Origin of the sequence: Nostoc sp. S13 (genome assembly GCF_029379315.1) — a bacterium.
GTDB lineage: Bacteria > Cyanobacteriota > Cyanobacteriia > Cyanobacteriales > Nostocaceae > Nostoc.
The window spans coordinates 1-21,756 of record NZ_JAQYWQ010000073.1 but is presented as its reverse complement, the minus strand read 5'-3'; the positions used below and the strand labels follow the sequence as shown (position 1 = coordinate 21,756).

Annotated in this window: 17 protein-coding genes and 1 pseudogene; 6 read left to right on the top strand and 12 right to left on the bottom strand. The window is 42.4% G+C overall.

Going from position 1 to position 21,756, the window contains the following annotated elements; all coding sequences use genetic code 11:
• Positions 1 to 554: 554 nt before the first annotated feature.
• From PUQ00_RS20895 to PUQ00_RS20880, 4 genes are all read right to left on the bottom strand, one after another.
• Positions 555 to 905 carry a DUF952 domain-containing protein gene (locus PUQ00_RS20895; RefSeq protein ID WP_300420253.1) on the bottom strand — a complete coding sequence of 117 codons (351 nt, stop codon included), beginning with the start codon at positions 903 to 905 and terminating at the stop codon, positions 555 to 557.
• A gap of 188 nt (positions 906 to 1,093) precedes the next feature.
• Complete coding sequence (locus PUQ00_RS20890) at positions 1,094 to 2,608, bottom strand: thioredoxin-like domain-containing protein (protein ID WP_300420250.1); 1,515 nt, start codon at positions 2,606 to 2,608, stop codon at positions 1,094 to 1,096.
• Positions 2,609 to 2,682: 74 nt separating this feature from the next.
• Positions 2,683 to 3,954: a toll/interleukin-1 receptor domain-containing protein gene (locus tag PUQ00_RS20885; RefSeq protein WP_300420247.1), complete on the bottom strand. Its 1,272-nt coding sequence runs from the start codon at positions 3,952 to 3,954 to the stop codon at positions 2,683 to 2,685.
• Positions 3,955 to 3,975: 21 nt separating this feature from the next.
• Positions 3,976 to 4,527 carry an NUDIX hydrolase gene (locus tag PUQ00_RS20880; RefSeq protein ID WP_300420244.1) on the bottom strand — a complete coding sequence of 184 codons (552 nt, stop codon included), beginning with the start codon at positions 4,525 to 4,527 and terminating at the stop codon, positions 3,976 to 3,978.
• Positions 4,528 to 4,657: 130 nt separating this feature from the next.
• Between PUQ00_RS20880 and PUQ00_RS20875 the strand changes: the two genes are divergently transcribed.
• Positions 4,658 to 5,710, top strand: a complete 1,053-nt coding sequence (locus tag PUQ00_RS20875) for a dipeptide epimerase (protein WP_300420243.1) — start codon at positions 4,658 to 4,660, stop codon at positions 5,708 to 5,710.
• Positions 5,694 to 6,740: a DUF1611 domain-containing protein gene (locus tag PUQ00_RS20870; protein ID WP_300420242.1), complete on the top strand. Its 1,047-nt coding sequence runs from the start codon at positions 5,694 to 5,696 to the stop codon at positions 6,738 to 6,740. The genes PUQ00_RS20875 and PUQ00_RS20870 overlap by 17 nt, the downstream gene beginning before the upstream one ends.
• Here the strand turns inward: PUQ00_RS20870 and PUQ00_RS20865 are convergent.
• The 7 genes and pseudogenes from PUQ00_RS20865 to psaA all read right to left on the bottom strand — a co-directional run bounded on the left by PUQ00_RS20865 (position 6,737) and on the right by psaA (position 14,412).
• Positions 6,737 to 7,042: a hypothetical protein gene (locus tag PUQ00_RS20865; RefSeq protein WP_300420240.1), complete on the bottom strand. Its 306-nt coding sequence runs from the start codon at positions 7,040 to 7,042 to the stop codon at positions 6,737 to 6,739. The two genes, PUQ00_RS20870 and PUQ00_RS20865, sit on opposite strands and share 4 nt — an antisense overlap.
• 17 nt (positions 7,043 to 7,059) lie before the next feature.
• A pseudogene (locus PUQ00_RS32890) lies at positions 7,060 to 7,431 on the bottom strand (DUF5615 family PIN-like protein).
• Between the two features lie 5 nt (positions 7,432 to 7,436).
• On the bottom strand, positions 7,437 to 7,667 hold the full coding sequence (locus PUQ00_RS20850) for a DUF433 domain-containing protein (protein WP_300420233.1): 231 nt from the start codon (positions 7,665 to 7,667) through the stop codon (positions 7,437 to 7,439).
• A gap of 51 nt (positions 7,668 to 7,718) precedes the next feature.
• Positions 7,719 to 8,264: a hypothetical protein gene (locus PUQ00_RS20845; RefSeq protein WP_300420231.1), complete on the bottom strand. Its 546-nt coding sequence runs from the start codon at positions 8,262 to 8,264 to the stop codon at positions 7,719 to 7,721.
• Between the two features lie 2 nt (positions 8,265 to 8,266).
• On the bottom strand, positions 8,267 to 9,622 hold the full coding sequence (locus PUQ00_RS20840) for a ParA family protein (protein WP_300420229.1): 1,356 nt from the start codon (positions 9,620 to 9,622) through the stop codon (positions 8,267 to 8,269).
• A 136-nt stretch (positions 9,623 to 9,758) separates the two neighbouring features.
• Entirely contained in the window at positions 9,759 to 11,984 is a 2,226-nt protein-coding gene (gene psaB / locus PUQ00_RS20835) for a photosystem I core protein PsaB (protein ID WP_300420227.1), read from the bottom strand.
• 169 nt (positions 11,985 to 12,153) lie between these two features.
• Positions 12,154 to 14,412, bottom strand: coding sequence for a photosystem I core protein PsaA (psaA, locus tag PUQ00_RS20830; protein WP_300420212.1), 2,259 nt, complete (start codon positions 14,410 to 14,412; stop codon positions 12,154 to 12,156).
• Between the two features lie 537 nt (positions 14,413 to 14,949).
• On the opposite strand from psaA, the gene PUQ00_RS20825 reads away from it, so the two are divergent.
• Together PUQ00_RS20825 and PUQ00_RS20820 are read left to right on the top strand one after the other, a co-directional pair.
• The gene (locus tag PUQ00_RS20825) at positions 14,950 to 16,551 is read left to right on the top strand and encodes a hypothetical protein (protein ID WP_300420209.1); all 1,602 of its coding nucleotides are present in this window, start codon (positions 14,950 to 14,952) and stop codon (positions 16,549 to 16,551) included.
• A gap of 245 nt (positions 16,552 to 16,796) precedes the next feature.
• Positions 16,797 to 18,596: an ATP-binding protein gene (locus PUQ00_RS20820; protein WP_300420207.1), complete on the top strand. Its 1,800-nt coding sequence runs from the start codon at positions 16,797 to 16,799 to the stop codon at positions 18,594 to 18,596.
• Here the strand turns inward: PUQ00_RS20820 and glsA are convergent.
• Positions 18,579 to 19,493: a glutaminase A gene (gene glsA, locus PUQ00_RS20815; RefSeq protein WP_300420205.1), complete on the bottom strand. Its 915-nt coding sequence runs from the start codon at positions 19,491 to 19,493 to the stop codon at positions 18,579 to 18,581. The genes PUQ00_RS20820 and glsA overlap by 18 nt on opposite strands.
• 460 nt (positions 19,494 to 19,953) lie before the next feature.
• On the opposite strand from glsA, the gene PUQ00_RS20810 reads away from it, so the two are divergent.
• Both PUQ00_RS20810 and PUQ00_RS20805 read left to right on the top strand, forming a co-directional pair.
• The gene (locus PUQ00_RS20810; RefSeq protein WP_300420202.1) at positions 19,954 to 20,331 is read left to right on the top strand and encodes a hypothetical protein; all 378 of its coding nucleotides are present in this window, start codon (positions 19,954 to 19,956) and stop codon (positions 20,329 to 20,331) included.
• Between the two features lie 479 nt (positions 20,332 to 20,810).
• On the top strand, positions 20,811 to 21,398 hold the full coding sequence (locus PUQ00_RS20805) for an RICIN domain-containing protein (RefSeq protein WP_300420200.1): 588 nt from the start codon (positions 20,811 to 20,813) through the stop codon (positions 21,396 to 21,398).
• Positions 21,399 to 21,756 lie beyond the last annotated feature (358 nt).

The window sequence follows — 21,756 nt, the reverse complement described above, 5'->3', positions numbered from 1 at the left end:
AAGGGCAAGCAAGCTAGGTGCAGCATCCTCTATAGGAGAAGATAAGCGTTCGCTATTTTCTGGAATTTGTAAATTAAATTCGGTCACAATTGCTCTAGATTAATTCCCCGCACTTTAAGTAAAGCGCGGAATGCTTTAAAAGGGCTTCCTTCAATAGCGGGAACCCCCCTTCTTCTGTCGGAGACGCTACGCGAACAGGTGACACCTCCGGCACGCCAAGGGCGAACGGCAGTTCCTCATGGGGGAAACCCCCTCTGAGCGACTGCCGACGCTCCTACGTCGCTACCGCTACGCTAACACTGCAACGCAGTGGCTCCCCATGAGCAACCCGCGCGCGAATTCTATTCGCCCTGGCTGTCTTGTATTTGTTCTCTTACCGATTGTCGAAATGCTCTGAGTGCTGAACTCATTTTTGTGGTTCGCGCCATTTCCACAAACCGGGGAATAAGATCAGTGATCGAAAAACTAGGAAATGTGGGGCTGATGAGAGACTTCACATATTGCTCACCTTGCAGCAGCCTCTGTGGTAGCCTGCGGCAAGCCGAAGCTCTACGTTATTCTAAATTTCTAACTTTTTCCGGCAACTCAAAAAACCCATCTTCCCCAGCTTCAAAATCAATCACCAGATACACAGCATCAATATTTAACTCACCATAAATGTGAGGAAATAATTCCCCTATTTCAGCTTCTTCATAGCGAATTTCAGGTTGAATTTTATCAGAATCAATAAAAAGCAGCACCAATTCTTTTTGATTATCAAAAAATGTATTTGCAACTTTGACAATTTGCGTTGACTTTGAACAATGAATAAAGCCTTCAGAATCGAGTGAATCAGGGCGATAGCTGCCTAAATCTTTTGCTTGTTCCCATTCTTGGCGTTTGGCAATGTGGAGGATAGTATTCATGTTGCTTGTATCATTTTACGAACATCACTTAAAGGGATCAAGGCAGATAAATTTCTAATTGCTGATGAAAATTTTAAATTAATACCTTTAAAACTTTAACCAGTAGTAGCACTATTTAATTAATTATCTTTTAAATCTCACGCAGAGACGCAGAGTTTTTCTCAGCGCCTTTGCGTCAGGTAATCATTTTATAAATTCGGCGGAATACAAACATCTGGCGCACATAACCCGATAAGCTCTAACGTTGTCACCTCAAAAGTATTCAAATTTACGCGGCGGATGGCGTGGTTATTGGTATCAGCAACATATAAATATGAACTCATAGCACTCAATCCTGAAGGTTCAAAAAAGCGACTATTCTTACCTTTCCCATCTTGTAAACCAGCAGCACCATCTCCCAAAACTGTTTGACAATTTCCACTGGAACTAACTAATTTAATTTTATGGTTATAGGTATCTGCCACCCACAGTAAATTCTGAGCGTATTCCACTCCTAAACAGTGCTGCAAAAGAACATCTTCACCTTGTCCATCTACATCGCCAAAACCAAATAAACTCCCACTACCGCAAACGGTTCGCACTTGATACGGTTCTACAATTCCCACACCACGAATTGAACTAACTTCACTATCAGCAATATATAATTCTTGCCCATTATTAGTAATACCACTAGGTTGAGCAAAGGCAGATTCGGTAAGTGAACCATCAATACCCGCTTCTGCACCACTACCAGCATAAGTTTTGATGATGCCAGTTTCCAAATCCATTTGCCAAATTTGATGCGGCCCAGCCATTGCAATAAACAGAATATTTCCCACTTTCACTAAATCCCAAGGGGAATTCAGCGCGGTTTCTAAACCAGTACCGCCATGAGGACGGATATTGCGGCTTTGTTCACCAGTTCCCGCGATCGCTTCGACTACTTGGCGCTTTAAATCAACTCGCCGCAGGGTATGATTTTGCGTATCAGCAACATAAAGAATCTGATTTTCGGCATCAAATGCCATTCCCTGCGGTGCAAAAAACTGCGCTTCGCTGAACGAACCATCAGTTAAGCCAGATTTCCCAGTACCAATCAAATGCAAAATTTCCCCGTCAAAGCTACTCACAACCAGGCGGTGATGTCCAGAGTCAGCGATGAATAAACCCATTGGAGTAGCTAGAACTTTACCAGGAAAAGCTAGGGGTGTAATTAATGGTTGGCGCTGTTTTTCTAAAGTCAAACTGATTTCTTTGAAATTAATTGTGCTTTTATTTTGATGTTGCTGAATTAACTTTTGAATCAACTCGTCTAAAGTGTCACGGTTCGCTTCACCAGAAATCTGGCCAATCACGTAACCTTCTGGATCAATAATGATTAACGTCGGCCAAGCACGCACGGCATATTCTTGCCAAATCCGAAAACCTCTGTCAACTATAACTGGATGTTCGATGTCGTAGCGCAGAATCGCTTGGCGGATGTTTTCTGTTTCTTTTTCGTTGTCAAATTTGGCGGAGTGAACGCCGATAACGGTAAGGCTATCTTTATATTTTTGTTCTAAATATTTCAAGTTTGGCAGAATATGCAGACAATTAATACAACAGTATGTCCAAAAGTCTAATATGACGATTCTACATTTGAGTTGTTTAAGAGAGAAAGGTTTATCGGTGTTAAGCCAAGAGTAATTTTGCGGTAATTCTGGCGCTCTGACACGGGGAATCATAAAGTATACGTAATCGATTATGGGGCGATCGCTATTTCAGTCACTTGCTTTCGGAATTGTTAAACGGCTGTCTGCTATTTAGATGTCGCCATTAAGTAAAGAAGTTTGTCATTAAAATGGAGATTCTGCAATTCAGAAGGTGGAGGGACAAGTGGTGGCCCTTCAATGATTACAGGAATAATTTCGGGGGGACGCAATCCATCAGTTCCTTGTCGCTCAAGGGCGTACAATACTTCTTTATGTACCCACGGCGACTCTTTAGCAGCAGTAGACCAAAATAGTAGGAAGAGATCACACTGATCAATGTTGCGATAAAGTTCTTTCTCCCAGCGATCGCCAGGTTCTAAAGTAAGGATATCTTGAAATACTGTAATGCCACTTACAGCTAGTCCCTGCACCCTTTTAAGAACTTCTGTCCGAGCTTTAGAAGAGTAAGACACGAATGCTTTTGTATAATGTCGAGCAACTTCTCCTACTAACTGAGGATTTTTGGATGTACAAGACGCAGAAGGAATAATTGATAGCTTGAATTTTAAATGACCGAGGGGAATCGTGTTTTGGCTGACAGTCACAGTTCCAATGACTGTTTTCTGATTAATATTAGCAGGAACAGTTACTCCAAATTGAATAGAATCTGCTCTACCATTCCAAGTCAACTGTTGAATCGGATCGTCGATTTCTAGTTTTGGAATGGACAGGTTAAAAGTGAGTTCACTTCCCCGTTGAATAGGTATTCCTAAACTTCTCGCTCCTAGCTGTTTAGCATCAGGATCAAATTGTTCAGCATAGTGTTTAGCCAATTCAATTTGTTCAGGAAGATGAACAAAGACTTGAACGAGGAACATATCGTCTGTAGTTACAGAAGAAGGACTAAATACACTACAATCTACTAAATCTTTGGTTATATCAGCAGGTTGTGAAGATGATTCTTGAATAGTTGGGGTTTTTTGTAGCTGCGCTTTAAACCTTTTAATAACTTCTTCTTTAACCTCAATGCCGTCAACATCCGAATTAAAATAACTCAAATCAGCAGAATACTTGAAATTCTGATTACCTACAAAAGCAGATCTGCTCACAGAATTAATCTCATTATCTGCAATTTTTGTAAAATCGAATAAACTCCGTAAAGCAGATATCTCAATATACTCCTTACGGACAAACCATGTATCTTGACCCTTAATAGGGGTTTTCAAGGTAATTATGTAATATTCTTCCTCTTCAACATAATAAATAACATCCAAGACACTTTTGACTCGAATAAGAAGTTTTTCATCTTCAGCTAGTTCCGCTAACTCACTTGGACGAGCTTTGAGGAAAGTATCAGAAGTTACTGTAAAAACATACATAATAATTAAACCCTTAGATTATTAATAAGTGATAAACTTCAAACCTAAGAAGAGAGCCGCGACTGTTCCCGCAACAGAAATTTCTCCCTGAATAATTTTTTCTAAAACTGATTCTATGGGAATTAATATAACTTCAATCTCTTCTGTAATATCTAGTTTTTGCTCTCCAACTTTGCTCACATCTTCTGCTAAAAATAAATATATTTTATTCGTATCTTTACTCGGCTTATCGTATAGAACTCCGATTTTTCTAACTTCTTGGGTAATATAACCAGTTTCTTCTGTCAGTTCTCTAATTGCTGCTACTTCGGCACTCTCTGTTGTCGGATCGAAATTTCCTGCTGGCAGTTCTAAGAAAAACTCACCTATGGCGTGTCTATATTGCCGGACGAAAATTATTTCTTTACTACTAGTAATAGGTAAAACCATTGCAACGTCAGGCTTAATATTGACAAAATAATCATCGATAATTTTACCGTTGGGCAATTCTATTTCATCTTGCCTGACCTTACACCAGTAATGATCTAATACCATTTTTGATTTTAAAGTTTTCCATTTTTTTAAGTTGATCATAAATTAAGTAACAAATAAAATTTTGTCTAAAAACTCTGTAATGAATGTAAAAAAGTATAACGGATACGTCTGGTAATCTAAATTTTGAACTTTCACTGACTTTTGTCATAACATAATATGTAGAATAAGTATGCAAATAAATGTAAAATTATTTACAGTAAATAAAAGATTTCCGTTGACCATTAGTCGCGGTACAACGGCACAGACAACGAATGTATGGGTGCGGATCTCACATGATGGGATCGAAGGCTGGGGAGAAGCATCGCCATTCGGTGTCGGTAATCATCGGCAATCAACTGATACGATCAAAGACGCACTACAGCAAGTTGTGCCACTGTTACAAACATTCAGCCCCTTACAGAGACAGCAAATTGAGCAAATTTTAACACAAACTCAGGTTCCTTCTGCTGCTAGAGCAGCCTTAGATATGGCAATGCACGACTGGTTGGGTAAGCGCGTCGGATTACCCTTGTGGCAAATTTGGGGACTCGATCGCAATCAAATAGTCCCGACTTCTGTCACAATTGGGATTAATTCCCCTGAAGATGCCAGGGCGAGAGCGCGAGACTGGTTACAATTTACCGATGTCCGCCTTTTCAAAGTCAAGCTAGGTAGTCCAGATGGCATAGATGCAGATAAAAAAATGCTCTTAGCAGTCCGAGAAGAAGCACCATTACCTGAATTATTCGTTGATGCCAACGGGGGTTGGAGTTTATCAGATGCGATCGCCATGTGCAATTGGCTGGCTGATTTAGGTATAAAATATGTAGAACAGCCATTGCCACGGGGACAGGAACCAAGTTTAGCAAAACTCAAAGAACACTCTCCCCTGCCCATCTTTGTCGATGAAAGTTGTTTCACAAGCTCCGATATTCCCGATTTGGCAAACTACGTGGATGGCATTAATATCAAACTGATGAAATCAGGGGGACTAACGGAGGCAATGCGAATGGTACATACTGCGCGAGCCTATGGGTTGCAAGTAATGTTCGGTTGCTATTCTGACAGTTCGCTAGCTAATACAGCAGCATTACAGCTAGCACCACTAGCTGATTATTTAGATTTAGACAGTCACCTTAACTTAATCGATGATCCCTTTACGGGTGCATTGCTAAAACAAGGAAGAGTTTTGCCAAACGATTTACCAGGTTTGGGGGTAAAACACAGTGCGTTTACCACTTAATCAACGAGTAGCTATCTTGCTGCATGAGGGAATTAGCGGGCATCATGGGAAAACAGGGCTAGCAATTTTACGTTATAGTGAAGCCCCAATCGTAGCCGTAATCGATCGCGAGTCTGCTGGAAAATCCCTACCAGAATTAACAAGCATCAATCGTGATGTGCCAATTGTGGCATCGGTAGCCGCAGCCCTGGAGTACAAGCCGGAAGTTTTGGTAATAGGCATCGCTCCAGCAGGTGGTGTCATACCAGATGATTACTGGCATGAAATCAAAGACGCTTTAGAGGCTGGGATGTCGCTGGTAAATGGTTTACACACACCATTGGCAAGTATCCCAGAATTAAATGCACTACTCAAACCAGGACAATTAATTTGGGATGTACGGAAAGAGCCAGCTAATATAAGTATTGCTAGTGGAATAGCACGCACCCTTCCCTGTCGGCGGGTGTTGACAGTGGGAACCGACATGGCGATCGGTAAAATGTCAACTAGCCTAGAGTTACATTGGGCGTCAAAATTACGGGGTTGGCGTTCTAAATTCCTGGCCACAGGTCAAACTGGGGTAATGTTAGAAGGGGACGGCGTGGCTTTAGATGCAGTACGGGTAGACTTTGCCGCCGGTGCTGTGGAACAAATAATCATGCGCTATGGCAAAAACTACGACATCTTGCACATTGAAGGACAAGGTTCACTGCTACACCCTGGTTCAACAGCAACTTTACCCCTAATCCGTGGTTCGCAACCAACCCAACTGGTATTGGTACATCGGGCGGGACAAGTTCATGTACGTAATCATCCCCATGTACTAATTCCACCTTTACCAGAAGTGATTCGGCTTTATGAAACTGTCGCGAGTGCCGGTGGTGCCTTTGCAAGTGTTCCGGTAGTGGGTATAGCACTTAATACAGCCCATCTAGATGAATCTGCGGCTGAAGAAGCGATCGCTCAAACCATAGCAGAAACTGGGCTACCTTGCACCGATGTCGTGCGTTTTGATGCCAATGTGCTATTAGATGCACTGATCAACAATTAGTAGCCTCTTTGACTACTCCACTCTAGCCAAGCTTTAGTCATCTCCTTTACATTTCCCCTATATTCTGGAGGAACAGGATCTTCTCTGCTGATGGATTTTAATGCCCAGAACCAGTGTCCAGATTTCTTTTCCAGTTCGCTAAGTAAAAGTGGGATTATAGGTTTTCCCATACCAATAATTTGCTGGTATGCAGGATGCATCGACATTTGATTAGTAGATGACACACCACGATTCTCTTCACGCCATTGCTTAACAAGCGCTGTAAAGGTAACTTCTATTTCTGAGATTTGCAGTTCTTCCATATTTTGACTGCTGACAACTAAAGATTAATTTTAGGCGATCGCCGGATTCGCGTCTGTATGTCATCTGCCACTACAAGACAACCTTTCAACTTTTCTAAAGATTGCTCCTGTACAACACGATACAAAATTTCTAGCACTGCTTGACAGCTACGGTTACGCGAATGCAATAGTAAAATTCCAGGATGAGTGCCTGGTGGAAAGCGGCGAATATCAGAGAAATCTAAATCAAGAGTGATAAAAAATCGTTCCTCAGCACAAACTCGCTTTCAAACAGTTTCATCATCAGCACCAGACAATCCTTCATCAGTCACACGGTCAGCGTTATAACCAGCTTGCTGCAAAAACTCGACGTGGGTTTGTGCCATGTTCTCGTCGAGTTTCACTGTCATTTTATTCATCGCAGTGGCAACAATTCCTCTTCCCTGGTTAATTGGGCTGCATAAGCAATAGCTGCTCTGATATCTTCTAAAGCCAGTGGTGGATACTCTTGAATAATTTCCTCAAATGTCAGCCCCTCGGCAAAGTTATCAAGGATGACTGATACCATAATGCGTGTTCCTTTGATGCACGGTTTGCCGTGACATACATTCGGGTTTTGAGTAATGTGTTCTTGCCAGTTTGTCATGATTTTGAGTGTTTATAATTAAGTTTAATTTTAGGTGATCGCTATTTGAGTTTACACCTTTGAAATTTTCACTTGCTTATATGCTCGTAGCCATTTTAAAGACCGTTTAGCACCTAGCTTTTTCTGCATATCTTCTTGGGAAACATAGGGACGATTATTTGAAATCAGTTTTGCATAGGCATCCTTAACTCCAGATATTAAAGTTAAGTTAGATTTATTATTATTGATAAATTCCAAGAATTTTGAAACATCTTGAGGTTCTATGATCCTTTCATTCAACTTTGACTGCAAAAGAGCTTGTTCTATAGCTTTCTCTGCATCTACCTGCTGGCTTGCAATCAGGAATACCCAAATTCTTTCAAGTCCAGCCATAACAGCTGCCTCGTAAATTGGTAATCCTGTTAATAAGTGATATTTATCTTCTTCATTTGTTATACAAACTATTGGTAGAGAGAAGTTAAATCCCCAGTCTTTCAAATTTTCAGATACATTTTTAATAACAGATTTTGAAATTACGGAACTTTCTTCAGCTACCTCTATTTGATGTAATACAATAAGGCTTGGTTGACTTTCAATACCTTTGTAAAGTTTTACCATTTTTAAATTCCTACAGCACTTTCAATTTGATTTATTATGGCAACTATCTCTTTGGTTAAGCCGGAAAATTGATTTGCTACTTCACCTGCTCCATGATTCTGTTCTGCATATAAAGAAAGGGGTTGACGTGCCTTAGATGCCTGTCCAACAGCAGTAGCTCGCTTGATTTCTGGCATAATTGTCATACCCTTAAAAGTTTGTTGTACTAATTGTTTAATAGTAGTATGAAGCTTGACATTTCTTTCAGTCATCATTGGAACAATCCCAATAATCATTCCTCGCTTTCCATTTTCTTCTTGGACTTCCCTAGCTCGTTTGATTGGTGTTCTGATGCCGTAAACTGAAAGATATTCCATTTGGGATGGTATCAGCACATATTGAGCTGCATACAACCCATTGCTAGCGATAGTAGTCGCACTAGGAGGAGTATCAATAACCACGTAATCATAATCATTAGCCATATCAGATTGTCGGAGCGCTTTGTCCAGGCGCTTTTCACGAATTCCGCCTAAGTTAGCAAGGGCAGCATCTATGGTCTTGTAACTACTCGGTAAAACATCAACTTTTCCAGGAGAGCCAGCCCTATTCAGAATCTGGTTAAGGATGGAGGGATATATATATTCTTTATAGTTAAAGTTTGGTAAATCGTAGTCTTTCAAAAACTCTACAACTTCTTTTCTATCCTTGAAAGATTCTAATATTTGCTCAAACTCTTCCAAACTAGAAGCATTATCAAATTTATCAGCTTTGTTGACTCCCAAAGATAAACTAGCATTGGCCTGGTCATCCAAATCAATAACTAAAACTCTATTACCTTGAGTTGCCAGTTCATAAGCAATATTAACCACTAGAGTGGTTTTACCAACTCCTCCCTTCGATGTATGAATTGCAATTGTACGCATTTTTACTGTGTTTAAGAAATTTTTAATAAAATCTGCTATGGGTTGAATTCGCTCAGGATGTTGTATGAAGTGTTTATACCTTAGATTTAATTGCCATTGTGTATGCTCATATATCTCAACTGAGAATGGGTCAATTAATACTCCAAATCTTGTCTTTGAGTATTTTAAATATGTTTGTAACTGAACACGAGCATCATGATTAATTCTAGTATTAGCAGCCTTGACCTCAACTAAAAAATTGATATATCTAGCACAATCTTCTATCAGAAAATCAACTTCCTTTTCAGTTTCCGTTACAAGATTATTTTTGGTAAGCCTTGGAACTTTTACCTTAAACTCTGGTGTCCAATGAGAATAGCCGCTACGAGATGGTAAACCCGCCATACGCAGCATTTCTTGAACCAAATGTAGAGATACATAAGCCTCGTTGTTCCACTCTGAAGAAAGTTCAGACATACTTAAATCCTGAGCCTATCTTTTTTATTCTTCCCATAAATAGTATTTCAATAACAGTCATTAATGAATGAGTAAATAAAATCCCCCACCTTGCGGCAGGGGATTTTTTTACTTATCTACAAAACTAGCAGCCCAATTAACCGAACTTACCAGCAGTAGAAGCAATCAAGAACGCGGCGTAAGTCACGATGTAGCCAACAGTGAAGTGAGCTAGACCAACTACACGAGCTTGAACAATAGACAGAGCCACGGGCTTGTCTTTCCAGCGAACTAGGTTAGCTAGAGGAGTGCGTTCGTGTGCCCAGACAAGGGTTTCAATCAACTCTTGCCAGTAACCTCTCCAGGAGATTAAGAACATGAAGCCAGTAGCCCAAACTAGATGTCCGAACAGGAACATCCAAGCCCAGACAGACAGGTTATTCACGCCGTAGGGGTTGTAACCGTTAATCAACTGAGCAGAGTTAGCCCAGAGGTAATCGCGGAACCAGCCCATGAGATATGTAGAGTTCTCATTGAACTGAGCTACGTTGCCTTGCCAAATACCTAGATGTTTCCAATGCCAGTAGAACGTAACCCAACCAAGGGTGTTCAGCATCCAGAATGTAGCGAGGTAGAAGGAATCCCAAGCTGAGATGTCGCAAGTACCGCCACGACCGGGGCCGTCGCAAGGGAAGGCATAGCCGAAGTCCTTTTTATCGGGCATCAGCTTAGAACCACGGGCATCCAAAGCACCTTTGACCAAGATCAAGGTGGTGGTGTGCAGACCCAAAGCGATCGCATGGTGTACCAAGAAGTCGCCAGGGCCAATTGTCAAGAACAGGGAGTTAGTACCAGCATTGATGGCATCTAACCAGCCTGGCAACCACACGTTAGCGTAGTTGGGCCATGCTGTGTAAGCAATACTATCTGGGTTAGATAGCAAAGTATCTAAACCGTACAGTACTTTACCGTTAGCAGCTTGGACGAATTGAGCAAATACTGGCTCAATCAAGATTTGCTTTTCAGGAGTACCGAAAGCAACTACTACGTCATTGTGGACATACAAACCAAGGGTGTGGAAGCCCAAGAAAAGGGATACCCAGCTGAGGTGGGAAATAATCGCTTCTTTGTGCTGAAGTACGCGCTCAAGCACGTTACCCTTGTTTTGCTGTGGGTCGTAATCACGTACCCAGAATATTGCTCCGTGAGCAAAAGCACCAAGCATCAGGAATCCAGCAATATACTGGTGATGCGTGTACAACGCTGCCTGGGTTGTGTAGTCCTTCGCAATAAATGCGTAGGAAGGCATGGAGTACATGTGCTGCGCTACCCAGGAAGTGACAACACCTAACGCTGCTAAGTGCCATCCCAATTGGAAGTGCAGGGAGTTGTTGTAGGTGTCGTAGATACCTTGGTGAGGTAGGTTGAACGGGCCTTCAACAGGAATACCAAAGAAATTCTTGGCATTCAAGGCTTCCTTGAGACTGTGACCAATCCCAAAGTTTGTCCGGTACATGTGACCGGCAATGATGAATAGAACTGCGATCGCTAGGTGGTGGTGAGCTATGTCAGTCAGCCACAAAGCTTCTGTCTGGGGATGGAAGCCACCCAAGAAACTCAGAATTGCAGTTCCTGCACCTTGCGATGTCCCGAATATATGTCCAGGAGTGTCAGGGTTTTGAGAGTAAACACCCCAGTTGCCTGTAAAGAATGGTGTCAAACCTGCTGGGTGGGGTGGGGTATTCAGGAAGTTATCCCAACCTACGTGCTGACCGCGAGCTTCGGGGACAGCAACGTGAATTAAGTGACCAGCCCAAGCCAAAGAACTAACACCAAACAAACCTGCTAAGTGGTGGTTTAGGCGATGTTCAGCGCTCTTAAACCATGCCAGGCTAGGACGGTACTTGGGTTGCAAGTGCAGCCAACCAGCGAACAATAATATCGCCGCGAATAACAGCAAGAACACTGAACCGTTGTACAGTTCGCCGTTCGTCCGCATTCCGATGGTATACCACCAATGGTAGAGACCAGAGTAGGTAATGTTTACCGGATTGCTAGCGCCAGCTTGGGTAAAAGCTTCGATCGCTGGTTTACCGAAGTGGGGGTCCCAAATCGCGTGGGCGATGGGACGGATATGAAGGGGATCTTTAATCCACTGTTCAAAGTTACCTTGCCAGGCTACGTGGAACAGGAGGCTGGATGCCCACAGGAAGATGATTGCCAAGTGACCGAAGTGAGTTGCGAAAATCTTTTGGTAAAGATTTTCTTCCGTCATGCCATCATGGGTTTCAAAGTCGTTGCCTGTAGCGATCGCATACCATATCCGACGAGTCGTCGGGTCCTGTGCGAGATCCTGGCTAAATTTGGGAAATTTTGTCGCCATAGGTTTAATGAATCCTCTGACCTTTAGCCATCAAGTACCAGCTGGGATAGTTAGGAGTTATAAGTTGAAAGTTATGAGTTTTAAATTTTTATTCTTAACCCCTAACTCCTGTACAGACGCGATTAATCGCGTCTCTACTCCTAACTCCTAACTTTTAGGAAGCTGATTTCTACCCTACTGAAAGGATGTGTGCATGGAAGAACGCCCAAGTTGTGGCAATTCCTCCCAAGAGGTAGTGAGCTACCCCTACAGCTCGACCCTGAATGATACTCAGAGCGCGAGGCTGAATTGCTGGTGCTACCTTCAGTTTGTTATGCGCCCAAACAATGGACTCAATCAGTTCTTGCCAGTAGCCGCGACCACTGAACAGGAACATCAAGCTGAATGCCCAGACAAAGTGAGCGCCTAAGAAGAGTAGACCATAGGCAGATAGCGCACTGCCATAGGAATTGATGACTTGTGTAGCTTGTGCCCACAAGAAGTCTCGCAACCAACCGTTGATGGTGATGGCGCTTTGGGCAAAGTTACCACCAGTGATGTGAGTCACAGTACCATCTGCATCTACGGTTCCCCAGACATCTGATTGCATCTTCCAACTGAAGTGGAAAATTACAATCGATATGGAGTTGTACATCCAGAAAAGTCCGAGGAATACGTGATCCCAACCAGACACTTGACATGTACCGCCACGACCAGGACCGTCGCAGGGGAAGCGGAAGCCCAGGTTAGCTTTGTCTGGAATCAGACGAGAGCTACGGGCGTATAGCACACCTTTGAGCAGAATTAGGACGGTGACGTGAATGGTGAAGGCGTGAATGTGGTGAATTAGGAAGTCCGCTGTGCCCAAAACAATGGGTGCAGCTGCCACTTTACCGCCAACAGCCAAAATACCGCCGCCAAAGACATAGCTAACTGGTTCTAGGGCATTAGGTGCAGTTGTACCAGGAGCCAAGGCGTGGATATTTTGTATCCACTGGGCAAATACTGGCTGCAATTGAATTCCTGTATCAGAGAACAAGTCTTGAGGACGACCCAATGCTCGCATTGTGTCGTTGTGGATGTAAAGTCCAAAGCTATGGAAGCCGAGGAAAATAGACACCCAGTTTAGATGAGAAATAATCGCATCCCGGTGACGAATTACCCGATCCAGCACGTTGTTTTGGTTCACAACTGGATCGTAATCCCGCACCATGAATATTGCAGCGTGAGCCGCTCCACCCACAATCAAGAAGCCACCGATCCACATATGGTGGGTGAATATGCACAACTGCGTAGCGTAGTCAGTTGCCAAGTATGGATAGGGGGGCATCGCGTACATGTGATGCGCGATGATGATGGTCAGCGAACCCAAGAAGGCCAGGTTAGTAGCCAACTGAGCGTGCCAAGATGTGGTCAGGTTTTCGTAGAGACCTTTGTGACCTTCACCGGTGAAAGGACCTTTGTGGTTTTCTAGGATCTCTTTAATGCTGTGACCAATACCCCAGTTGGTACGGTACTGATGACCAGCAATGATAAACAGAACTGCGATCGCTAAGTGGTGATGGGAAATATCAGTCAACCACAAGCCGCCTGTTACTGGGTTCAGACCGCCCTTGAAGGTAAGGAAGTCAGCATACTGACCCCAATTCAAGGTGAAGAAAGGTGCTAAACCACCAGCAAAGCCGGGATACAGCTCGGTCAACAAGTCTTTGTTCAAGATGAACTCGTGGGGCAAGGGTATGTCTTTGAGAGCAACGCCTGCATCCAAAAGCTTGTTGGTCGGTGCGGACACGTGGATTAAGTGACCTGCCCATCCCAAGGAACCACAACCTAGCAATACTTGCAAGTGGTGATTCAACATCGATTCCACATTCTGGAACCATTCCAGTTTGGGAGCGCGTTTGTGGTAGTGGAACCAGCCGGCAAATAGGAATAAGCCTGCTAATACCAAGCCACCGATCGCAGTTACATAAAGCTGGAAGGAGTGTGTAATTCCCCAGCCACGCCATACTTGGAACAAACCGGAGGTGATTTGAATCCCGTGGAAACCACCGCCAACATCACCGTTTAAAATGTCTTGTCCGACAATGGGCCAAACAACTTGGGCACTAGGCTTAACGTTCAACGGGTCGCTTAGCCAAGCTTCGTAGTTAGAAAACTTCGCGCCGTGAAAAATCATCCCGCTCAACCAGATTGTCACTACGGCTAAGTGGCCGAAGTGGGCTGAGAATATCTTGCGGGAGATGTCTTCTAAATCGCTTGTATGCGTATCAAAATCATGGGCGAGTGCGTGCAGGTTCCAAATCCATGTGGTGGTTTTGGGACCTCTGGCTAAGGATCTGTCAAAGTGCCCAGGTTGTGCCCATCTCTCGAATGAGGTAGGAACGGGGTCGTTATCGACGATTACTCTTGCCTTTTTTTCCTCTCGCTCCGGAGGACTTATTGTCATTCGACCTCCTCTCTTGATAAGGAATGAGGAATCATAAATACCACAAAATGAAATATTCCCGCATACTCCAGAATTTTACTGAAGTCGCGATGAAGACCCGATGTGGATAGTTGTTTCTCGTTGAATTATAGAGTCTTCACTTGTACATTGTTAGAGATATTTTAACAATAATTCAAACTTGCTCAAATATTGCTGAAATTCGGGCCTAATCTGGCTTTTAACTTCAAACTATTTGTCCAAAAGTCAATAGATTATCCATTTAATTTACAAAGAATAACAATTCGTAAAATTTATGGTTTGGCTGTATATAGCCGATGTTCTAGCTTTTACTGCTATTGCTTGTGAATATTTGTGTCATGTTTCAATTTTCATAAGTAAAAAGCTGTAAGTAATATGGTTTTTGGAAAATTTCCTCAGATCCACAGGAATACTTATGGGATGTGAGGCAGATTTCACCTTTTGGGCTATAGTTCCCTATGGACAGTTTGAGCCAAAATAATCTAGTCAATTGTCGAAGACTATCACTGGGTGCAACGCATGAACTCGTGGCAGAAAAGGGTATTAGAGAAGCTCCTCCCTGAGAGATTCCCGCTTCTCAGGTGGGTAATGACATTGGTGCTAGTATTAAGCTTGACTAGTTGTAGCGAGAAAGCCGATAGCCAGGAAGTATCTATTGGCTATAGAGAAAACCCCCCAGAGATTTCTCAAATTTCAAAGCAATTTTCCGAAATTTCCCCACCATCTGTGATTCAAGAACTGCGTCCAATCTTGGAAGTTTATCAGCCACAAGTGACAATTGTGACTCCACAACCTGATGAAGTTTTCCAAGATAACAAAGTCACAGCCAGTTTTCAGGTTAAGGATCTACCAATATTTAAAGACCCAGAATTACAACTTGGGCCCCATCTACATGTAATTCTGGATAACCAACCTTATATCCCGGTTTACGACCTGAATCAGCCCTTGGTTTTGCCAGACTTGTCTCCAGGTACTCATACCCTGCGCGTCTTTGCCTCCCGTCCTTGGCATGAAAGCTTTAAGAATGAAGGCGCTTATGCCCAAACAACATTTCACGTCTTTACCAAAACCGACGACAACAACCCAGATCCCAAATTACCCCTGCTAACTTATAGCCGTCCTCAAAGTAGCTACGGAGCAGAACCAATCTTACTGGACTTTTACCTAACTAACGCTCCTCTGCATCTGGTGGGGAAGGACAACGCTAACGACAAATTTAGTGATTGGCGCATCCGCTCCACAATTAATGGTGAAAGCTTTATTTTTGATCGCTGGCAAGCAGTTTATCTTAAAGGCTTCCGTCCAGGAAAAAACTGGGTAAAATTGGAATTTCTCGATAATCAGGGAAATGCTGTCAAAAACGCCTTTAATACCACAGTTAGATTGATTGACTACCAGCCAAAGGGTAAAGATACTCTATCCAAAATTGTTAGAGGAGAACTTACAGCAGATGAGGTGCGCCCCGTTGTAGACCCGAATTATAGACTCACTCCCACGCCATCTGTTGAAAAAACACCCCAGATACAACCGCAGCTAGAAAAACAGCCCATTCCTGAAACTGAAGTTCCAAAAGAATCCAAAACACAGCCAGAACAACCAAAATTAGAAGTTCCAACGGCTGTACCATCTCCCAGTTTGTCCCCAACACCCCCAGAGATTATTGAGTCTCCAGCACCAGAAACAATTACACCAACTCCTGAATCAACGCCGTTGCCTGAAAAAGTTGCGCCTCAGTCAACAAAATCTAGATTTGGCGGATTTTTTAACCGTCGCGCGGGCAAGATAACCACCCCAGAAGCACCAGTTGCACCATCTCCTAGTTTGCCACCCACGCTGCCAGAGATTATTGAGTCTCCAGCACCAGAAATAATTACGCCAACACTAGAGCCACAGCCAGAGGTAACGCCAACTCCTGAATCAACGCCGTTACCTGAAAAAGTCGCGCCTCAGCCAACAAAACCTAGATTTGGCGGATTTTTTAACCGTCGAACGGGCAAGACACCTACTCCACAAGTAACAATTGCACCATCTCCTAGTTTGCCACCGACGGTGCCAGAGATTATTGAGTCTCCAGCATTAGAAAAAATTGCACCATCAGCAGAAACTAAACCTGAATCATAGCTAGGGGTAAGGGTAACACCTCTATCGGCTGAATTCCCTGAAAAAAAAGTGCAACAGCTATAAAACAGGATTTAGCTTCATCCAAAATTTGTTCCACATCTTACCCGTTCGCGAAGCGTCTCGTAGATAAGGGAAGTGTGGGACGAATTTTAGGGCAATAAAGAAAGTTTCAGAATTTTTACTTTTGCAGAACAACTAGGGAATTCTAAGTAAGGATTAGCTTTTATTGCTTAGTTAGAATTACTATGGTTTCCCAAAAAACTCCAGGTTCAGATTTTGTACCACTTTCCGGCGATGTTGCTTTCGGACAGTCGAGCCAAAAAGGGTGGTTTATAGGAGTTACCAATGGTTTGAGTATTGGTAACAAGATTAAATGTGGCTATGCTCTTGCCCTCAGTGCTGGAATTTTAGGAAGCATGATTGGGTTAATCTTTGGAGACTACTATCAAGGACAGGCGTTGCAGCAGCAACAAAACGCTTTTAAGGAAATCAATTTGCTTCATCGCTTCCAGGCAGGTATCCTCCAGACTCGGGCGCACCAACAGCAACTCATTCCCTTGACAGCGACCCCAGACTTATACAGGGATGAATATAAACATATTATTTTGCATATAGCTGAAATTGAGCGGGTTTTACCTGAAATACAAGCCTATATTAAAACTGCCGATTATGCGAAGGAAAAGCACTATGAAAATATTCCCCTGCTTCTAAAAACTTATGATGGTGTATCAGAAACTTATATCCAGCAACTTGAGGAGCTATTTAAGCAAATTGATCTATCCCCTCTAACTGACAAAAAAATTGCGATCGCCCAACAACGACTGTTAAAGTTTACTAACAGTGAGTTAGCACTCAAGTTTGACGGTATCTCCGATGAACTGGTTACTATCATTAATGCTTCTTATGGCGACTTAAAAGCAGCGACGACGACGTTAAAGACAGCAGTACAAATACGGTTTCAAATCATGGCTGCCAGCATTCTGTTGTCAGTTATGATTGCTACTCTTTTAGCTTTGTTTACAAGTCGAACCATTACTCATCCAGTCGAAGTGCTGACGAATATGGCGCAGCGAGTCACCAAAGAATCTAACTTTGACCTGCAAGCACCTGTGATGACCACAGATGAAATTGGGATACTTGCTATTGCATTTAACCAAGTTTTGCATAGAGTTAAATGTCTACTGCAAGAACAACAAGCTACCGCCTTTCGTCAGCAGCAAATGCAAGAATCCCAATTGCTCCAAAGTGAGAAAATGTCCAGCTTAGGACGAATGGTAGCTGGGATTGCTCACGAAATTAATAATCCGGTGAATTTTATTTACGGCAACTTAGATCCGGCTATTCAACACGTAGACGATTTATTAGCATTGCTACAAACTTATCGCCAAGAAGTGCCTAATCCACCTCTAGCAGTGCAAGCCTACGCTACAGAAATTGATGCAGAATTTGTAGAAGAAGATTTACCCAAACTTTTGCAGTCGATGAAATTTGGTGCTGCTCGTGTGCGGCAAATTGTCTTAAGCTTGAAAAACTTCTCTCGCTTGGATGAAGCAGAAACACATCCGGTCAATTTGCATGAATGCATTGAGAGTACGCTACTCATCCTCAGTAGCCGCATCAAAAAGGGTATTACGATTGAGCGTTTCTACGGTGATGTTCCTAATATTCAAGGTTTTTCTAGTTCGCTATATCAAGTGTTCATGAATATTATCAACAATGCCCTTGATGCCTTGGAGGAACAGCAAAATACTCAGGACTCCCCACGAATTATGATCGCTACTGAAGTTAAGGATAAAAACTGGGTAGTTGTCCGCATTGCTGATAATGCTTCTGGTATTCCCCCTGATGTTCAAGAAAGAATTTTTGAGACGTTCTTCACTACTAAAGCCAGAGGCGTTGGCACTGGTATGGGACTTTCGATTAGTCATCAGATTGTAGTCGAAAAACACGGAGGACAACTAATTTGTAAATCTGAGCTGGGTAGTGGTACAGAATTCATCATTTCTCTTCCGATTCAAAAGCAGCATTTATCCGAAAATGCTTAACTCTAACTTTTGCGATAAAGCCTCAACAAAGGCAAGCCCCACTACCGGATTTCCTACGGCATCCAACCCAGGACTATAACAAGCGATCGCTCCCTCACCTGGTACTATTGCTACAAGTCCACCACCAATCCCTGATTTCATCGGTAAACCAACTTTAACTGCAAACTGGGCAGAAGCTTCGTACAATCCACAAGTTAACATCACAGCGTTGACAAGTCTACGGTTTTGTGCTGATAGACAGCCATTTTCACAAGTTAGGAGTTTTCCTAACAAGGCTAAATCTTCAACTCGCCCAGATATACAGCATATTTGCTCGTAGGTGTCAAGTGTAGTTTCCAGATTTTCTAGATGACCTGTTTCGGCGAGATAATTAGCGATCGCTTCGTTAGCTGTTGAGCGTGTTAATCGCACCGAAGCCAGCATTACCTCATCTAACCTTAGTTGACAACCTGCTAATTGGTTGAGCCATTGACAAAATAAAAAAGTGCGTTGATTAGCGTCCTTTCCTGGTAACTTATCAGACAGAGTAATTGCACCACTATTAATCATCGGGTTGCGGGGACGTCCGCGATCGCTAATTAGTTGTTCTAAAGAATTGAAGGGTGCATCCGATGGTTCCACTCCAACCCACCCAAAAACTGTTTCTGCGCCAAAAAGTTCTAGCAGATAAAGTAGAGAAAATGGCTTAATCACGCTCATTAGCGAGAAAACACAAGCTGTATCCCCAAAACTGATAGTTTTCCCTGATTCACAGCAGATGTAAACTGCAAACCAACCAGGATCAGCTAAAGCTAATAATGGGATGCGATCGGTAATTTGTCCTCGTTCAGCTTGGATTTTAGCTTGTTGTATCCAAACTGATAACTTCGTAGTAGTTAGTTTTTCAAGTCCTTTCAAAGTATAAATTTTCTATAAGTTCATTTATTAAAGAGCAACTAACAGTATACTAGCTACCAAGTACAGTTTAGTTAACCATCTTTTCTTTCTCTTTACATCCTTTGCATCGTTCTCTGCGAGACGCTGCGCGTTGGCGGAAGCATCTCGTAGAAATGGCGGTAGACTGCGGTAAGCTGCTCCGCGTCTACGTTAAAAAAATTGACTTTCACAAATAGTTTTAGCCTTAACTAAACCGTATTGGACTTGGAAGTTGATTAAGGCCTTCTAATACCGTAGAAAGACCAAGGTTAACATCTATAACCTGCAATGATGTCTTGGTCGTTGTTTTTTGTTTTGAACCTCAAAGCGCAATATTTTTCGTCCCTGCACTCTTTTGTAAGGACTACTTAATTGCGCGACTTTACCGCTATCGCATTTCAGCAGTGTTTACAGAAAAAAGAACTTTATTGGAGGTAGGTTTGTGAAATTATCTAAACTCTCAAAAATTCTAGGTTTAACGACAGCATTTGCAATTTCATCACAAGCTGCGTTGCTTATTCAACAAAACAAGGCTCTAGCGGGTACTGGTACATCTACCCTTTACACAGGCGAATACTTATTCGCTAATCAATACTTGATTTCACATAATGGGGCATTTAAAGCTATACAGCAATCTGATGGAAACTTTGTTCTTTATTATTACAAGATTCCTCTGTGGGCATCAAACAAGGATGGCCTATCAGTTTACTACACGATTATGCAAACCGACTGTAATTTAGTCAGTTATAATTATAGTGGAAAGCCTGTGTGGGCAAGTAATACAGATGGGCAGGGTTATAGTTGTCGTCTCGAAGTTTAAGATGATGGAAACTTGGTAATTTATAAAAGTCCTCATGTTGCTGTATGGGCATCGAATACCAACAGATAAGCTGCCTTGCTTAATCCAATGTTTTAATATTTGCTGATCATTCTGATTTCGTCAGCAGTTTTGAATCTCTTGAGCCAGTCCCGCACAAGGAAGTTTCGCGCTGGGCGAGGATATCTCTCTTTTGTCACTCTGAGGAGACAAAAAGATTACTCTTACTCTTGAGACTTAGACATAATAGACCTCTTGCAAAAGTCCCAAAATCAGGAATATCATTCTGAGCAGAACGCAGTGGAAAGAAGAATCTCACCAGATGTTTCGCTCCGCTCAATATGACAATTTAAGCATTTATGCAAGAGGTCTAATCAAGAATTGAGAGATCGCATTCCCATTTTTTAATTTAAATTGCCTTGTGGCAAAAAAATGTAAAAACAATGTTTCTTATCAATTTAACGCTCAAGGAGAAAAAACTTATGAAACCTAATTTAAAAAAGCGTACAGCGATCGCAGTTGGCTTAGTCGGGTCGCTGTTATGGGGAGCAACTTGTGTTCTAGAAAATAAAAATGCTATTGCACAAGTGGGGGGAATGTTTATCATAAACGAACTATCAAACAAGTGCATTGATGTAGCTGGAGATCCTGGCACAGCTAATGGTACGCAATTGATACTTTCGGATTGTGAACTATCTGGATTTAACGCTTCCGGTAGAATCACAGATCAGAAATGGGAATTTATTCGTGGAGGATTTATCAGAAATAAATTATCCAACAAATGCATTGATGTATTTGGACAGCCGGGCACAACTAAGGGTGCGCTGTTGCAACTTTTTGATTGCGAACTATCTGGATTTAGCAGTTCCGGTAGTACGACAGATCAGAGGTGGGAATATATTGGTGCAGGATTTCTCAGAAATGGATTATCCGACAAATGCATTGCTGTATTTGGAGATCCTGGCACAGCTAATGGTACGGCGTTAATACTTTCTGATTGCGAACTATCTGGATTTAGCGGTTCCGGTAGAAGCTCAGATCAGAGGTGGCGGTGGCAACCAAGTTTTTAAGAATACTGCTTAAGTGAAACCGGATCAGTTGCCCAAAGCCAAAATACAGGATTTCGTAAATTCGTAGCGAAAAATATTGCTACTTATAAAATCTCTGCATAGTACCGTCGATGTTGCGATCGCATAAAATACTAGCAAAATTATAACCCTCTACATATCTAATTTTGATGCGTTTACCCTGACAAGAATAAGGATATTTGTCAATCTGAAGTTCTAAAATCTTCCACTTGCTTCAATTGCTCAATCAGATTCACACCGATGATTTTTTATCCCCTCAACACTTACTATTTTACCGAACAGAATTCAGGAGTCAGGAGTCAGAATTCAGAATGAATTCTGTACGACTGGTGGATGAATA

Excerpts from the sequence above, each read along its gene's own strand:
- PUQ00_RS20865 (WP_300420240.1), bottom strand. The coding sequence starts at position 7,042 with ATGGAAGAACTGCAAATCTCAGAAATAGAAGTTACCTTTACAGCGCTT.
- PUQ00_RS20840 (WP_300420229.1), bottom strand. The coding sequence starts at position 9,622 with ATGTCTGAACTTTCTTCAGAGTGGAACAACGAGGCTTATGTATCTCTA.
- PUQ00_RS20890 (WP_300420250.1), bottom strand. The coding sequence starts at position 2,608 with ATGATTCCCCGTGTCAGAGCGCCAGAATTACCGCAAAATTACTCTTGG.
- PUQ00_RS20885 (WP_300420247.1), bottom strand. The coding sequence starts at position 3,954 with ATGTATGTTTTTACAGTAACTTCTGATACTTTCCTCAAAGCTCGTCCA.
- PUQ00_RS20850 (WP_300420233.1), bottom strand. The coding sequence starts at position 7,667 with ATGACAAACTGGCAAGAACACATTACTCAAAACCCGAATGTATGTCAC.
- PUQ00_RS20875 (WP_300420243.1), top strand. The coding sequence starts at position 4,658 with ATGCAAATAAATGTAAAATTATTTACAGTAAATAAAAGATTTCCGTTG.
- PUQ00_RS20825 (WP_300420209.1), top strand. The coding sequence starts at position 14,950 with ATGAACTCGTGGCAGAAAAGGGTATTAGAGAAGCTCCTCCCTGAGAGA.
- psaB (WP_300420227.1), bottom strand. The coding sequence starts at position 11,984 with ATGGCGACAAAATTTCCCAAATTTAGCCAGGATCTCGCACAGGACCCG.
- PUQ00_RS20805 (WP_300420200.1), top strand. The coding sequence starts at position 20,811 with ATGAAACCTAATTTAAAAAAGCGTACAGCGATCGCAGTTGGCTTAGTC.
- PUQ00_RS20845 (WP_300420231.1), bottom strand. The coding sequence starts at position 8,264 with ATGGTAAAACTTTACAAAGGTATTGAAAGTCAACCAAGCCTTATTGTA.
- psaA (WP_300420212.1), bottom strand. The coding sequence starts at position 14,412 with ATGACAATAAGTCCTCCGGAGCGAGAGGAAAAAAAGGCAAGAGTAATC.
- PUQ00_RS20895 (WP_300420253.1), bottom strand. The coding sequence starts at position 905 with ATGAATACTATCCTCCACATTGCCAAACGCCAAGAATGGGAACAAGCA.
- PUQ00_RS20820 (WP_300420207.1), top strand. The coding sequence starts at position 16,797 with ATGGTTTCCCAAAAAACTCCAGGTTCAGATTTTGTACCACTTTCCGGC.
- PUQ00_RS20880 (WP_300420244.1), bottom strand. The coding sequence starts at position 4,527 with ATGATCAACTTAAAAAAATGGAAAACTTTAAAATCAAAAATGGTATTA.